10 protein-coding genes are annotated in these 16500 nt (G+C 38.2%); 5 read left to right on the top strand and 5 right to left on the bottom strand.

Annotated elements, in window-relative coordinates; translation table 11 throughout:
- The first annotated feature begins 330 nt into the window (after positions 1–330).
- Positions 331–1212, top strand: coding sequence for an SdiA-regulated domain-containing protein (locus ACLJX0_RS13155; RefSeq protein WP_410881036.1), 882 nt, complete (start codon positions 331–333; stop codon positions 1210–1212).
- Here the strand turns inward: ACLJX0_RS13155 and ACLJX0_RS13150 are convergent.
- Positions 1195–4902: a metallophosphoesterase gene (locus tag ACLJX0_RS13150; RefSeq protein ID WP_410881035.1), complete on the bottom strand. Its 3708-nt coding sequence runs from the start codon at positions 4900–4902 to the stop codon at positions 1195–1197. The two genes, ACLJX0_RS13155 and ACLJX0_RS13150, sit on opposite strands and share 18 nt — an antisense overlap.
- A gap of 27 nt (positions 4903–4929) precedes the next feature.
- Between ACLJX0_RS13150 and ACLJX0_RS13145 the strand changes: the two genes are divergently transcribed.
- Positions 4930–6087, top strand: a complete 1158-nt coding sequence (locus ACLJX0_RS13145; protein ID WP_410881034.1) for a Pycsar system effector family protein — start codon at positions 4930–4932, stop codon at positions 6085–6087.
- On the opposite strand, the gene ACLJX0_RS13140 is transcribed toward ACLJX0_RS13145, so the two are convergent.
- The gene (locus tag ACLJX0_RS13140; RefSeq protein ID WP_410881033.1) at positions 6068–8434 is read right to left on the bottom strand and encodes a hypothetical protein; all 2367 of its coding nucleotides are present in this window, start codon (positions 8432–8434) and stop codon (positions 6068–6070) included. The two genes, ACLJX0_RS13145 and ACLJX0_RS13140, sit on opposite strands and share 20 nt — an antisense overlap.
- A gap of 139 nt (positions 8435–8573) precedes the next feature.
- Here ACLJX0_RS13140 and dusB point away from each other — a divergent pair, with 139 nt between their 5' ends.
- Entirely contained in the window at positions 8574–9569 is a 996-nt protein-coding gene (dusB, locus tag ACLJX0_RS13135) for a tRNA dihydrouridine synthase DusB (protein ID WP_410881087.1), read from the top strand.
- 274 nt (positions 9570–9843) lie between these two features.
- Here the strand turns inward: dusB and ACLJX0_RS13130 are convergent, their stop codons facing one another.
- The 3 genes from ACLJX0_RS13130 to ACLJX0_RS13120 form a co-directional block, all read right to left on the bottom strand.
- Complete coding sequence (locus ACLJX0_RS13130) at positions 9844–10671, bottom strand: mechanosensitive ion channel family protein (protein ID WP_410881032.1); 828 nt, start codon at positions 10669–10671, stop codon at positions 9844–9846.
- 22 nt (positions 10672–10693) lie between these two features.
- Positions 10694–11893: an aminopeptidase C gene (locus tag ACLJX0_RS13125; protein ID WP_410881031.1), complete on the bottom strand. Its 1200-nt coding sequence runs from the start codon at positions 11891–11893 to the stop codon at positions 10694–10696.
- Between the two features lie 393 nt (positions 11894–12286).
- Positions 12287–14188 (bottom strand): alpha/beta fold hydrolase, encoded by a 1902-nt coding sequence (locus ACLJX0_RS13120; protein WP_410881030.1) that lies wholly within the window; start codon positions 14186–14188, stop codon positions 12287–12289.
- A gap of 286 nt (positions 14189–14474) precedes the next feature.
- Here ACLJX0_RS13120 and ACLJX0_RS13115 point away from each other — a divergent pair, with 286 nt between their 5' ends.
- Together ACLJX0_RS13115 and ACLJX0_RS13110 are read left to right on the top strand one after the other, a co-directional pair.
- The gene (locus ACLJX0_RS13115) at positions 14475–15725 is read left to right on the top strand and encodes a dicarboxylate/amino acid:cation symporter (RefSeq protein WP_410881029.1); all 1251 of its coding nucleotides are present in this window, start codon (positions 14475–14477) and stop codon (positions 15723–15725) included.
- A 31-nt stretch (positions 15726–15756) separates the two neighbouring features.
- Positions 15757–16449, top strand: a complete 693-nt coding sequence (locus ACLJX0_RS13110; protein WP_410881028.1) for a DedA family protein — start codon at positions 15757–15759, stop codon at positions 16447–16449.
- Positions 16450–16500 lie beyond the last annotated feature (51 nt).

Below are 16500 nucleotides of genomic sequence, written 5' to 3'. Positions count from 1 at the left end.
ATCCAGTATTATAAGATCAATAAAGTAAACAAGTCAGAAGAAATAGGACTTCTTAACCCCGTGATCTAAGTTGTAAGGCTTTCGTTTTATTTCAATTACAAACAACACGCCTATATTTTGCAAATATACTTTAAAGTTTGAATTTTTTGACGCGATAGGCACTTTAAATCACAAGATTGCTTCGCTTTTTTTACTCGTTCTACCCTTAGTTGCTTGCATTCCTGCTCCTACGGCCGAAAAACCAAGTCGATGTAGAAAGAATAATCCCTTCACTTCCTTCGTTTCCTATCCAGATTTTCCGTAATTTAGAGTTCAAAAATTTACGCTAAGATGAAAAAGTTTTTCCCTGCCCTAGTATTGGTGCTCTCTACCCTTGTGAGTTGTAGCCAAAAAAGTGATATTTTACAAGATTATGCCACGCTACCTCCTTATTTAAAAGAGGTATCAGGCATGTCTTATGATGCTCAATCTCATTCCTTTTGGGTCTTACAAGACAGTGGCAATACAAATGAATTGTATCAAGTAGATTCCTTAGGACAAGTCATCCATACCCTAAAAGTAAAAAACCAAAAGAACAACGATTGGGAAGAATTAACCTCGGATACAGCGGGTAATTTATACATTGGCGATTTTGGCAACAATAAAAACACACGTCAGAATCTAAAAATCATCAAAATAAACAAGGATCAGCTTCAGGAAAACGAAGTGGAAGCTGCGTATGTAATTAGCTTTAATTATCCAGAGCAAAAGGAATTTCCACCGAAAACAACAGAGCTATTTTACGATGCAGAAGCTTTCTTTTACTATGACGATTATTTTTACCTTTTTACTAAAAACCGAAGCAAAGCTTTTGATGGTACTTCTTTGGTTTACAAAATTCCCAATGAAGCGGGACATCATCAAGCCGAATATGTGCAAACCTTTCGCGGGTGCAACGTATATAAGTATTGTGCCATAACAGGAGCTGCTATTAGTCCAGATCAAAAAACATTTGTACTTCTTTCGCATACCAAACTTTGGGTAATTGACAATTTCAATCCCAATGCGATTTTAGACGGAAAAATTGTGGAACATAAATTACACCACGATACACAAAAAGAGGCTGTCACTTTTGGGGATGACAGCACCTTGTATATTTCGGATGAAGTAAAAAAGAAATCGGGGGGCAAGATTTACAAGTTAGACTTGAATCAATTAAAACCCAAATCCTAAACCAAACACAAATCGCCCTCCATCTGTACTGTAAAAATAAGAACAATGGAGGGTGGCTTGTTCAATAGCATTCACCCATAATCCTGCTCCATACGCGTTGTGCCATTTAGACGATTGTTCTTCTGGCGTCCAAACGCGCCCATAATCAAACCCCGCATATACGCCATAAGACATGGGAATAAATCCTGCGGTAAACTGACCCGCATTAAAGCGTAAATCCGTTGTTTGTACAAATGACGTTTTCCCCGTAAAACGCTCGGGTCTAAACCCTCTCAAGTTTGTATTTCCGCCAATAGTTGCCCCGTGATAGAAATCGTAATTAGAATTCAATCGCGTTTGATAGGTAAAATTCGTCGCTAAGATCAAATGTTCACTGCGTTCCAAATAATGTGCAAAACTCACTTTGGCATCTAAGAAGGGAAAGTTTTGTTTACTATCTTCCAAATTCGTTCTCCATCCCACTGTCGTGTGGAAAGCAAATCCTTTGGTCGGATTCGCTTGGTTGTTGTACTGTTGGAAGTCATACGTTGCCTGAAGCGTTCCATACTGCTGAAAATCGAATACTTTTTGTTCCACTACATCTGGACTACTCGTAATAAATCGATTGGCTTTATCTTGCACTTTCATCGCCTTATATTCCACATTAACTTCGAATGCATCTCCATTTCTACCTTCGAATTTATACCCTGGTGCCACGGCATAGCTTTGAATACTCACCCGCTTATACTCTTTGCCCATTTCATCGTCGAAATAGTGCGTTTCGTTCCCTATTCCGTAGTAATTCACTGCAAAATTCGGGCTCGTTGCTTTAGCGTTTAACGTAAAGCCCCAATTATTTGTTGCATTGGGAAAATGTCCCTTATATTCCGCCTCTACCCCTTTAGTATTAAAGGAATAAAATCCTTTGATCACATGCTTTGCACTATATGGATCTTGAACAAACTTTCTGCGTGTTGACGAATACAAGAAACCCAATTTCACTCCATCTTCTGGGTTATACCCTACATTGGGCAACAGCATATTTATTGTCAAGGGCAATTTTTCGTAATTAAAATTATTCAAATCATAGCGATTGGTAAAATGATGTTTCGCTTTTACGCCTTCTTCGGTTATTTCATTTTTCTTATCGGCATAATCGTAAATAACTACATTTTTCGCTTGTTCAACTTGGAAGGTGTCTCTGTTTTTTCCACCGATTAAACGCAATTTAATTGGCGCATTTTTACTTCCCTCTACGACAAATGTATCTTCATCATTCAATCCATACACCCAAATTTCTTTCGTTTCATTCGGATAATATGTTCTCATCAATAGGGGCTCTGGTCCTGCTTTTTTTTCTCTAAACTGCATCAAATGAACCGAACCATCTTCATTTCGTTTTAGGGTAAACGTATCTTTTTTGTCGGTACCCGATAAGACAACATATTTGCGCAATTCTTTATAATAACGAGGTACATAGGCAACTATCTTTTGCTTGCGCGCTTGGAGCACTTCTTTGATATGTTCTACATCTTCACCTTGTACTTCTTTAGGAAGTTGGGCAAAAATGCGCTCAATGCTCTCATCGTCCAAGGCATCCACAACCGACTGAGCTTCGTTGATCCAATCTTCTTCAGTCGTTGACTTAAGTAAGTATTGATCCAAAGGAAATGCCGTGTGGTTAATCCAACGCGGAGTAGCAAAATCAGCCGTATAATTTTGCATATGGCGCAACACGGGTAATTTTTTAATCAGTGATAATAACGCACCATCAATTTTGGCAAACGCCTGATCGCGATCTCTTGGAACGGGACGATAAATCGTTTGATCTCCTTCTTTAAATTCCGACCATCTCCATTGATCCCCATGTCGATCCCAATCGCCAATTAACATATCGAAGATTCGCGCACGCAAATACATGGGCTCATCTACTTCATATTTCTCACTTTTTCTCAAATTGGCAATAACATCCGTTGTACTGATGATTTTTGTGGCATTTCCAAAACTCTCTTCTTCATGTCCCTCACTAGGGCGCTCTTCAATCATGTACAATTCATCTCCATAAGTAGCATTAAATGCACCAAGTGCTTGTTGTTTTGGAATATAATACAGTTCTGGATTGGTGTGATAAATTCCCACTTTTTCGGATAAATCCCCAATAATAAAAGGTGTATACGGATGTGCTGTAGTATAAAAATCATAAATAAAGCCCTCTGCCCAGGTATTGTCAAAGGATTCCATCACGTATTGATCGGTAAAAACAGCCGTTTGCAAAAAGCGAGAAACACTTTTTCGCACCCCACGCATCACGTATTGGGTTCCGTTTTTATCCGCTAAACGCAACGATAATGATTGATGGCCTCCACCTGAAATCAAAGGCGTTAATCCCCCTTTAAGTGTATCTAAATTTGCTACAGGAGCCAGAATCGATTGCCCATAGGTAGCACGATAGTGCTCCCCCCATAAGAAACGATAAAAACCACTTTTTTTTGTCCATTTTGTTGGATATACACTGGCCACAATTGAATCTTGTTCTGGTATTCCAAACCCAGTCTTTACTTCTTGTTCTGGCTTAAAAATTTGTTTTTTCCACAGCTGTTGATGTTTTCCATCAACAAAAGAATAAAACGTTACAGCTGTACTTTTATCAGCAGCAATTTCTAGTGTTGCATAGCCCAGTTGTCCCGCAGAAAAACTACCCGGTTCAATCGCTCTAGCAGGTGAAAGATGCCCTAAAGCACCACTTACCACTTGCTTGACCCCTTTCTTTTCTACATATTGCATATTGCGCTCGTGCCCTGAAACGAGCACCACATTATCATACATCTGCGCGATAGTTTGCAAACGCTTGTTAAAGACATTATACTGCTTACTTTGCAAATCTTGGGTATTGACACCAGAGACCGCACGAGTATAGTTGATTAACGATCCCAAAACAGGCAATGGAATCTTCTTTTCAAATGGATATAAATGATCGTTTAACGAGAAATATCCGCCGTGATTTCCTGTACTATACACGGGATGATGCAAAGCTAAAACCACGATTCTATTCTGATTTTTATTAATTTCTCCACGAAGTTCTTCAAAAAAATCTTCTCTTGTTTTGATATCACAATCCTCATTCATATTGGGTTGTTGATCCCAATTTTCCAGGTACCATTGACTATCTACAACAATCAATACGGTTTGTTCATTTACCTTCAAACGTTCGAACCCACAAACTTTACGCGGTAACAACGCCTTTTTATCACTCAAATGCGCGGTTAAATACTTTGAAATATCTTTGATTCCCTCATATCCTTTCTCCCATTCTGCTTCTCCATTGATAAAGACAGTCTCACCTTGAAATCCCTTCGCCCATTGAATAGCGGTAGACAACTGCGCATCGTCTTGGCTTTTGAGCTGTTTTTTTTGTATATTATCTCCTAACAAAACGAGAGTTGATTTTTTATTCGCTTGCTCAAATACACGCGTTAGTTCTGCTAGATGAGCTTGTTCTTCCTGCGATTTCGCTGCCAATAAACCACCAACAAAATAATAGGTATGCACAATTTCACTGCTATTATGGCGTTCTGTATCTGCACGATGAGCGCTTGCCTCTCGATGTTGTGGGCTCAAGGTGGCACAAGAATACACAAAAATCAAGACAATAAAATAAGCCATTGGCTTAATTTTTATACGTTTATCGGAGTTTTGACTAAATAATTTCATATTTTTAGACATCAAAAGAGGGTTGCTATGACTATTTTACAAAAGGTTGAAGAATATATCTTCCAACTATACAAAGATACATTATCACAACAATATACCTATCATAATTTCAATCATACTACACGTGTAGTGAATGGTTTAGAGGAGATATTGGCTCATATTCAAGTCAGTGATAAAGAAGCGATGAATCTAAAGCTCGCTGCTTGGTTTCACGACATTGGTTATACGCAATCCTGTACAGAGCACGAAAAGCACGGGGCTATACTTGCAGAAAACTTCTTAAGTCAACACGGTATTTCCTCGGAAGATATCCAAGTGATTCAGGCCCTTATTTTCGCCACTGAATTACGCCACATCCCAACCAACCTATTAGAATGTATCATCAAAGATGCAGATTTTGCGCATTTAGCAGATGACAACTATATGGAAGTTAGCCACCTACTTTTGCAAGAAATGGCGGTTACCTGTAATCTTTCCTATACAGAAGCAGAATGGAACCAACAAAACCTCAACTTTTTACTCTATAAGCATCGTTTTTATACCGACTATGCACGCCAACAATGGCAACCCAGAAAACAGCAAAATATTTTTGCGATTAGCGACCGCATTGAGAAGGATAAAAAGAAGAAAAACAAAAAAGAAAAAAGAGAACATTTCCGTTCCATTGATACACTATTTCGCACCACCCTGCGCAATCATACGCAACTCAGTGCCATTGCAGACCGCAAAGCAAATATTTTGCTCTCTGTCAATGCAATTATCATTTCCATTTGTCTATCTACGTTGATTCCAAAATTAGATAGTCCTTCGAATGCACATTTAATTGGCCCTACCTTCACCCTTATATTCTTTAGCGTTGCTACAATCATTTTTGCTATTATGTCAACGAGACCAAAAGTTACCGCAGGAACTTTTTCTCAAGAAGAACTCGACAACCACACCGTTAATCTTTTATTCTTCGGTTCGTTTCACAAAATGCCCTTAACTGAATATTACAAAACCTTGCGCGATTTAATTCGCAAGGAAGAAAATATATACGAAGCATTGACTACAGATTTGTACTACCTAGGGAAGGTATTAAACCGAAAATATACGCTATTACGCATTACCTATACCATTTTTACCATTGGAATTTTAGCTTCTGTTCTTGCTTTTGTTCTTGCTTTTAGAGGTATTGGTTTCTAAGAAAGTTAACCATGAGCTGTTGATAATCCAGAAGTTCTAAATTAAAATCAAGATTGACAGATACACGAAGCCCAATTAGCCCCGAAACTCCCTGTAAATCTTCTACTTCAAAGGCTTGGATGGATGGCTGTAAGATCCCTAAATACTGTAAGTATTTGACATACGCCATATAATCATCGCGATCAGCATGAGAAGCAAACACAATGGCAATACTCTTTGGTTGAACAATGCGTTCCTCCGAATTTTGGATCAGAGCCTTATCTAATCGCTTTTTGATAATCTCATAGCGCGTATTATAGGATCCATCAATATCAAATCGCTTTTCATCCATTCGAAACTGAATACTCAAGGAAGCGTCATAAACTAAAATAAGGGAAGTCGCGTCCATCGGAATTTTATCCTGAATGTTGTTGCGATAATGAACACACATTTGTTCAGCCATGACCTGCAACTGCCACAATCTCAAATTCTGTAAATAGGTAATATCAAAAGGGCGATCTGGACAGATTGAATCGCCAATATAAATGTTGTGTTCCACCCCATCTGTTTTAAATCGCTCATAATAATGGGGATAAACTGCTTGTGCGTCCTTCTGTCTTTTGTCTAAAATATCCGAATAGCATTTATTGATTCGTCCAATTTGCTTGTCAAATACCTTGCGGTAACGATAATATACATCCAATTCATAATCCACATACCCAAAATAGGTATTCAACTTTTCCGTATTGAATATATAGCTTTCTTTTTGCAACAAAGGGTGTATTTCTTCTCGAATATAGCTTTGAATTCGTTGTTCTAGTCCAGAATAAAAATGACTCTTCACTTGTTTTGCATACGCTTTGAGCTTTAATCGGTGTTTTTCTAACAAAATATGCTCTCCTGCTTGGGCATAATCATCCAATAACTCCAGTAATTGCCCCAATTGTGCATGTAAATCTTTCTGAATTGCATCATTTCTCAACTGACTCGACCCTTTGATATCGATTTCTCCATACAAAGGAAAAACATCTGGAAAGGCAATAGGCGTCAAGATGTAATTCTTATCCGTTACGCTATCCATATAGTTCTTTTGTGCTTCTTCTAAAAACTTCCAATACACGCTAGGGTGAATCGTTGTATACTCTCGTTGAATAATCGCCTCAATGTGATTCAGGGCATCCGTTCGAACGCGCTCCATCGTTTCGGATATAATAGGCATTAGCTCATTTAATTTCTGCGCATTGACACTGTGTAAATCCCGCGGATTTGTCGATACAATCTCGAGAATTCCCTCAATACCCGTAGAGGTAATAATCGGGCTAAACAAACAGCTTTGTACGTCTTTTTTTAAAAGATTTAAACACATTTCACGATGCTCTTCTTTTTCAATTTCTTGTGCTACATCCGAAATACTAAAATATTGTTTTTGCACCATCAAACGACGATAGGCTTGAGCAGAAATAACAATTTGGCTGTGTTCCTCATTGAGCAAATAGCTATTGACAATCATTACATTTTTCAGCTCTGTTTGCGCCGTTTTATCGCCTTGAAGGACTGTCAATCCGATTTTCAAATTGGGCAATTTAAAAATAGAACTGAATAATTGATTGACAAAATCACCTAGTGGTTTGCGCTGTAACTCGGTTTTTAGGAAACTTTCCTTTAAGAGTGAAAGTGCATTTTCAAACGTCACATCGACCAGACTCAAGAGACCGAATCCTTTGAGGTTCCAGCTCTTTTGCGGAAAATAGTGCTGCCATAGCTCAAAATCATCGTAATTATCCTGCAGAAGTTCAATATCTTTTTGGGTTAACATGACCGCGTTTTCACGGGGACTTAACTCCACGAAATCGGCATTGTATAAAACGCGATAGTAACGAGTAATCCCTCGTTTATCAGGTAAATCAATAAAAAGCGGCTGTGTTAAATCAAACGTCGCATTGAAATAGTAATTCATAATAATACAACAACAAGCGATGTAGTATTCATTCTGATTAAAATTTCGAATTTCTCCTGTATATTTTCCCCCAGCTTCTTCTATAATTTGTTTGAACCGACGCGTATGATTAAACATAATGTTTTGAAACGGCATGGACACGGCTTTGATTTCATTATCCGATAAAGCAGAAGGAAAAATAACGTCAAAGAGCTCATTGACTAAATCGTCATACATCGTTTCTAGCGGATTATCTAGCAGACTTTCATCAATAATTAATTGTTGATTTGCTCGTTCCAATAAATCTTCGTAATAGGCTTTTTTATACGGATTTCCATGCTCCTTTGCGATATACTGTTTCAGTTCTGCTTTGAGCTTATCAAAAGAGAATGTAATCTGGAAAGGGGTCAATTCAAAAGCTCTTAGTCTCATATCATTTGGTTCAATAAAGGTTTAAAGATACTAAATCCTACTGTTGTAATCCATTTTCTCTCAAACTATCTTCCTTCTAAAGTTCTAAAAAACGAAAAAATAAAATATTGTACTTTTGCAGGAAATATCGAAAACGATTATGATTAAAATTGGCAATATAGAACTTCCTGATCATCCGCTTCTTTTAGCACCTATGGAAGATGTGAGTGACCCTCCTTTTCGTCGTTTGTGTAAAAAACACGGCGCAGATTTGATGTATTCTGAATTTATTTCTTCGGAAGGATTGATTCGCGATGCAATAAAGAGTAAGATGAAATTGGATATTTTTGATTACGAACGCCCTGTGGGTATTCAGATTTTTGGTGGAGATGAGGAAGCGATGGCCATGTCTGCGCGTATTGTCGAAACCGTTCGCCCTGATTTAGTGGATATCAACTTTGGTTGTCCAGTAAAGAAAGTAGTTTGCAAAGGAGCAGGTGCGGGTGTATTGAAAGATGTGGATTTGATGATCCGCTTAACCAAAGCCGTAGTCAGCAGTACATCTTTACCTGTAACGGTAAAAACGCGTTTGGGATGGGATGAGGAATCCATTAACATTGATGAAGTTGCTGAGCGCTTGCAAGATGTTGGGGTACAAGCCTTGACCATTCATGCGAGAACCCGTGCACAAATGTATAAAGGACATTCGGATTGGACACATATTGAGCGCATTAAGAACAATCCCCGTATCAAAATTCCCATTTTTGGTAATGGCGATATCGACAGTCCACAAAAAGCCTTGGAGTATAAAGAGAAATTTGGTTTAGACGGTATGATGATTGGTCGTGCTGCCATTGGATATCCTTGGATTTTTGACGAAATAAAACACTATTTTAAAACGGGAGAGTTCCTACCTCCTCCTACCATGCAAGATCGCTTAGAAGCTGCTAAAAACCACTTGATCTGGTCAATGGAATGGAAAGGCGAACGCTTGGGGATTGTCGAAATGCGTCGCCACTATACCAATTACTTCAAAGGGATCCACGGATTTAAACCTCATCGTTTAAAATTAGTTACTACCGATGATGTAACGGAATTACTACACTTGTTTGATCAAATTGCAGCAGAATACAAAGATTACGTGATTGGGGAATAGTGAAGGGTGATGAGTGATGGGTTTGAGATGGGAAAATTACCTTAAATAAGAGTAATCCGCACAAAGAACAAAGAGCTTTTGGTTATGGGTAAATCGTGATGTGTAATGCGTGATAGGATAAAAAGCCAAAGAACAAAAAGCAATAAAAAAAGGGATGAGTTTATCTAAAAACTCATCCCTTTTTTTATTTGTCTAATCTAATATAATCGAAAATTCCCCCATCACCTATCACCCATTTCTCATTTCCCATTTCCCATTTCCCATTTCCACTAAGCTATTTCGTTTTATCCGAGACAATGTGCAAATCGCGTTGTGGAAAGGGAATTTCGATATTTGCTTCATCCAAGGCCATTTTAATAATTTCTTGAATTTCATAGGCAGTGTCCCAATAGTCTCCTTTATCAATCCAAGTACGTACATTTAAATCCACAGAACTTTCGCCTAAATGAGTTACAAACACTAAAGGAGCAGGTGTTTTCAGTACCGCTTTGTGTTTGGCTAAAGCATCAAAGATAACCTGTTGTGCAACTTTGATATTTTGGTTATAGCTAATTCCGACGATAAAGTCATGTCGTCTGGATGTAATTTCAGAGTAGTTCGTAATTACAGAATTTGCCAAAGGTCCATTTGGGCTAAATATTTTCAATCCTGTTGGGCCTGTCAGGGTAGTGTACAACAGGTCAATACGCTCCACGGTTCCTTCTGTACCGCTTGGATTGGAGATATAATCTCCTACTTTAAACGGTTTAAACAGCAATACTAAAACTCCACCAGCGAAATTGGACAAACTTCCTTGCAACGCCAAACCAACGGCTAAACCTGCAGAGGCAAAAATGGTTGCAATTCCCGCTACTTGGAATCCCATGGTTGCCGCTACGATAACCAATAGGACCAAATACAACGTTGCTTTTACCACGCTGATTAAGAACCCGCGCACAGACAATTCCACCTCTCGTTTTTCGAGGCGTCTGCGAACCATTTTTAAAATCAATTTAATAAGATAAGAACCTATACCTAAGAATACAAATCCCAAGATAATTTTGGGAATCGCATGCCAAAGCGAATCTAACATTTGTTCCAATCCATTTAATATAATTTCCATAGCTTTCTTTTTTATTTTACACTTAGATTTTCAATTTCTTCTTCATGTCTTTAGACAACGCATCTTTGTGTACCATAAAATCCGTTGTTTTGTATTTCACATACTCTTTAGACATGTACATATACCCTTTATGGTCATTCGAAACCCCCCAAGAGTTTTTCACGATGTAGAATTCACGTCCTTGTTGATCTTTTGCAATGCCGACAATATGCATTCCATGATCATCTGTTGTTGAATAGTTATCAAACGCTTCTTGACGCATTTCAGCTGTTACTTTACGCTCTGGTTTTGGTCCATTGAAGATGTCTTTGCGTTCGTCCTCACTCATATCCTCCCAGTCTTTCTCTGGCACATAGGCTACACCATTTTTCCAGCTGAAGTATTTTTCACTAACATCACCTCCCCAGGCAACTGTAAACCCATTGTTTACTGCTTGATCGATGATATCTGTCATCTCGTTTACTTTTACGTTATACACTTGGTCAAACGCCCAGTTATCTGGCACCAATAAAACAAATTTATCGTAGTATGGATAATTCATATCTGAACCAATTTCAATATAATCCTCTGGATTAATTCCAATTACCTCACTAGCAAATGTTTTAGGCGTATATTCTTTTCCTTCCCATTTAAATTTTTCAGGCACTTCCCCTAAATACGCATCAATTACAGCTGTATAGGCTTTCTCCCAGTTTGGCGTTAATTTTCCATTTGGATTTGAAACCACTGCTTTTAATACGCCTTCTTGAATCGCTGCCATTTCAGCAAATTGATTTTTCTTTGTTCCGTAATGTAACCCTGTATAAACCTCTTGTGGCACAGCTCCATACATACGGTACATATTCATCACATCGTGGAAGGCTCCCCCGTCCCCTAAAGTCACTGCTCCTTGCATGCGCACATACATCTTTCCTTTCTCAATGTAAGCATTACGCGCAGAATAAATTTGTGAAATTTCTACTGGACGTTTCCCCATACGCATCATCTCTGACTCAATAAAAGAATTAGCAGAATAACTCCAACACGTCCCTGAAGATCCTTGGTTTTTAATCGATGTATTTTCAATATCGACAACAGGCTTAAACTGAAAAAGCTCCTTGCTCTTATCACTTGCGTTTAATTTTAATGCATTTACAAGATTGTCTTGTGCAACTGTAGTTGACGCAGTAATTACAGATAAAACTGCCGTCAATACCCAGGATTGAATTGTTTTTTTATTCATTGTGATCGTTTGTTATAGTCGTAAAGATAAAAAAAACATTGGGGAATGACCTTGGGAGGATCGATTTTTTGCTTTTTTGTTGGTTGCTTTTTTGTGGGGATTGGTGAGCGTTGGGTGAGGTTGGGTGAGAATTAAGTGAGGATTGGGTTAGGATTGACTCTAGTTTTCTCCAACACTTCTCCAACCCCGCTCTGAGTATACATAGAAAAATCAGCTTTTTGTCGAAGAACTCTCGAAGGACTCTCGAAGCAAGGTCGAGTTATTCCTAATGTGATTTGCTCTTTGGTGTTTGTTCGTATCATTCTTATGTAAGACAATTCACGCATCACGATTCACGCATCACGATTTACCCTTTTCCAAAAAAAAAGCAACCCTTTCGGATTGCTTGTTCTATTATAGTGTTTCTTTCAACCAGCGGAAAAATTCACCTTGCCATACTTGTGCATTTTGCGGTTGTATCACCCAGTGATTTTCTTCTGGTAAGTATAAAAATCTACTCTTAATTCCTCTCAATTGAGCCGCTTGGAAAGCCTCTTGACCTTGTCCAATTGGCACGCGGTAATCTTTTCCACCTTGGATTACTAAGATTGGCGTATTCCATTTGTCTACCTTATTGATTGGGTTAAAGTTTTTAATTGCATTTTGTGCATCTTGATTGTCTTTTTCCCAGTATGCTCCACCTGTATCGAAATTCGGGAAGAACACCTCTTCTGTTGTTCCATACATACTCACTAAGTCAAAAACCCCACAGTGAGAAATAAACGTTTTGAATCTATTTTCATGAATTCCAGCCAAGTAGAATACAGAATATCCTCCGTAGCTTGCGCCGATTGCTCCTAAACGATCTTTATCTACGTATTTTTCTTTTGCCACGTCATCGATAGCTGAAAGGTAATCTTGCATTGGTTTTCCTCCCCAATCCTTGCTAATTGCTTCGTTCCACTCTACACCATGTCCAGGCATTCCTCTTCTATTTGGCGCTACGATGATATAACCTTCCGCAGCCATCAATTGGAAATTCCAACGGAATGAGTAAAACTGAGATAAAGCTGATTGTGGTCCTCCTTGTGCATACAACAACGTTGGGTATTTTTTGTTCGGATCAAAGTTTGGCGGATATACTACCCAGGTTACCATGTCTTTACCGTCCACCGTTTTTACGATGCGTTTTTCGCTTTTACTCAAAGCAATTTTCGAATAAATCTCATCATTTACCTTTGTAATTTGATTCCACGTTTTTTTCTTTACATCGTAAGAGAAAATCTCGGTTGCATGGTTAAAATCTGTACGTGTTAGCACTACTTTATCCCCATCAAATCCAACAATTCCCGTTACGTCAAAGTTTCCGTCTGTCAATTGTCTTACTACAGGCGCAATGCGTTTTAATCCTGGAAAGTTTACTTCAAATAATTGAACCGTTCCGCCAACGGCTGCAACGAAATATACTTTACTTCCATCTTTACTCCATTTGTAGCTGTCTACTGTTCCATCCCAATTAGCAGTTAAATTTTGCTCTACCTCTCCAAAGCGAACGATGATGTCATTTTTATCTGCCTCATATCCATCGCGTTTCATTTGCAACCAAGTCAAATGTCCTTGTGGTGAATACGTTGGATGCGTATCATATCCAACATTTGCTTCTGTTAAGTTTTTTGTTTCTTTGGTTTCTAGGTTATACTCGTACAAATCCGTATTTGTACTTAGGGCATAATCTGTTCCAAATTTCTTTTTAGATACATAGACAATTGATTTCCCATCAGGCGCCCATACATAGTCTTCTGAACCACCGAATGGTTTTTGTGGGGCGTCATACGGTTCATCCTGCATGATGTCAATTTTATTATCCTTATTGTCTTTGGGTGCATAGAATACGTGATTATGTGTTCCATCGTTCCATGTATCCCAGTGTCTGTAATCCAAGCCATCAAATACGTACGCATCCGCTTGTTGCATGGTTGGATACAGGTCTTTTCCTAATACCTTATTAATTTTCACCGCTTCATCAAATACGATGTGTTTCCCATCAGGCGAAATAGCATTATCGGTAATCTTCTCTTTATAGGATTCAATAGCCACGGGTTTTCCTCCAGTTAAAGGAATCTGATACGTTTTAGATTCAAAACTATTTTCTTCCATTTTGGCATGGGTCACCTTATAAATAAGATTTTTCCCGTCTTTCGTAATTCCAACTGGACTTACTCTCCCTAATTTCCACAAGAGTTCTTTTGTCATTACATCTTGAGCAAAGGTGTTCAAACACGCTAAACTCAAGGCAAACAAAACTATTTTTTTCATATTCAGTAGGTTTATTGAGCGGTAAATTTACTGTTTTCTTTTGATTAAAACAGAAGCTTATCTCCTTTAGACTGTTAAACCTCAACCAAAGTTCCTTTCTTCAAATACCATTAAAATCACAATTTACTCCCTGACTTTCTCTACGATATCCACATAAAATGTAATAAATCGAAAAAAAATATCAAGATTCATTGGAATTGGAATGCAATTTGAAGTGTTATTTTTATCTAAAACATCGAATTATTATAAAAATAATAAGTATTTTCACGGACAAATTTTTTCATCTATGAAAAACAATAAACTTTTTATTGCTATCATCATCGCCTTAGTCTTAGGTATTATTTTCGGGAGTATCATTCATTACTCTCTTCCGGAGTATATTGCTGGTTTTTCTAAAAACATTAAATTACTAGGGACCGTCTTTATCCGATTGGTTCAAATGATTATAGCTCCTTTGGTTTTCTGTACACTTGTTGTTGGAATTGCCAAAATGGGTGATATGAAAATGGTCGGTCGAGTAGGAGGAAAAGCAATGGGATGGTTTATTACGGCTTCTTTAGTATCCTTGGGTATTGGATTAATCTTGGTCAACTGGTTTAAACCAGGAGCCAATGCGAATTTTAATTTAGACAATACTTCATCTGCTAATGATTTGCTCACGCGTACCAATGCCTTAAGCCTCGAATCTTTTATTGAACACTTGATTCCAAAGAGTGTTTTTGACGCTTTTGCCCATAATGAAATTCTTCAAATCGTTGTTTTTGCTGTCTTTTTTGGTATTGCTTTAGCGAGCATTGGCAAAAAAGGAAAGGTGATCATCAAATTATTTGATCGCATTGCAGAAGTAGTACTAAAAATGGTAACCTACATCATGTGGACTGCACCTTTAGGTGTTTTGGGAGCGATTGCAAGTGCGGTTGCTTTATACGGTTTAAGTATCTTCATGACGTACGCCAAATACTTATTGGCTTTTATTTCGGGTTTAGCAGTCCTTTGGGCGGTTTTAATCCTCGTGGGCTACCTCATCCTCGGAAAAGAAGTTTGGCGTTTGCTAAAGACGATTAAAGAGCCTTTACTAATTGCCTTCTCCACTACAAGTAGTGAAGCCGTTTTTCCAAAGCTAGTGGAACAATTAAACAAATTTGGTTGTTCACCGAAAATTGTTTCTTTCACCTTGCCTTTAGGCTATTCTTTCAACCTCGACGGAAGTATGATGTACCTAACATTTGCCAGTATTTTTATTGCGCAAATTTACGATGTACCCATGACCCTTGGGGATCAGATACTCATGCTACTGGTGTTAATGGTAACGAGCAAAGGAGTTGCGGGTGTACCCCGTGCCTCTTTAATCGTCATTGTTGCCACCTGTGCCATGTTCAATATTCCACCGGAGGGAATTGCTTTTATTTTACCTATTGATCACTTCTGTGACATGGGAAGAAGTATGACGAACGTACTGGGAAATGCCTTATCTACAGCCTCTATTGATAAATTTGAACACCACGATAACTCAACCACACCACTTACTGAGAATTAAAACACACTATAAGACAGAATAAAAACAAACTATGGACGAATTTCACATCTCACAACTAATCAATCCTGAGTTCTATATTAACTTAGAGATTGCGGGGCACTCTATTGGAATATACGTTGTACTTTTTATTGTATTTGCCGAAACAGGTTTATTTGCTGGTTTCTTTTTGCCAGGAGATAGTTTACTGTTCTTAGCAGGTATCTACAGTACGGCTTTAATGCAGGAAATTTTCCCGATAGAAAGTGACTTTTTAAACGTTGCCTTACTCTCCACCTTAGTCGCCTTGGCCGGGATTCTCGGTAATACCTTTGGGTATTGGTTTGGCGCCAAGAGCGGAAATTACCTCTACAACGTCAAAGACAACTTCATCTACAAGAAAAAATACCTATACGAATCAAAAGTATTCTTTGAAAGACACGGCGGTAGAGCGATTATCTTCGCTCGATTCTTACCTGTTGTTCGTACCTTCGCACCAATTATTGCTGGGATAGTGCGCATGGATGTTAAGCGTTTTATGCTGTACAATGTGATCAGTTCGTTCTTATGGGCTACAACGCTAATCTTCGCAGGACATTACCTACAAGTTTGGTTGTTAGAAAGCTACGGGATCAACCTAAAAGACTATATTGAATATATCGTATTATTTCTAGTTTTAGTAACTACTTTACCGATTATTATTAAATTGGCAAAAAGAAAGAAAAGTGATACAGCAATAGAAGAATAAAATAAAAAAGCGACGTTGAATAACGTCGCTTTTTTTTATGGATTAACAGCG

Origin of the sequence: Myroides sp. DW712 (assembly GCF_046557355.1) — a bacterium.
GTDB lineage: Bacteria > Bacteroidota > Bacteroidia > Flavobacteriales > Flavobacteriaceae > Flavobacterium.
The sequence above is the reverse complement of the archived record's forward strand: the minus strand, read 5'-3'. Positions and strand labels throughout refer to the sequence as shown.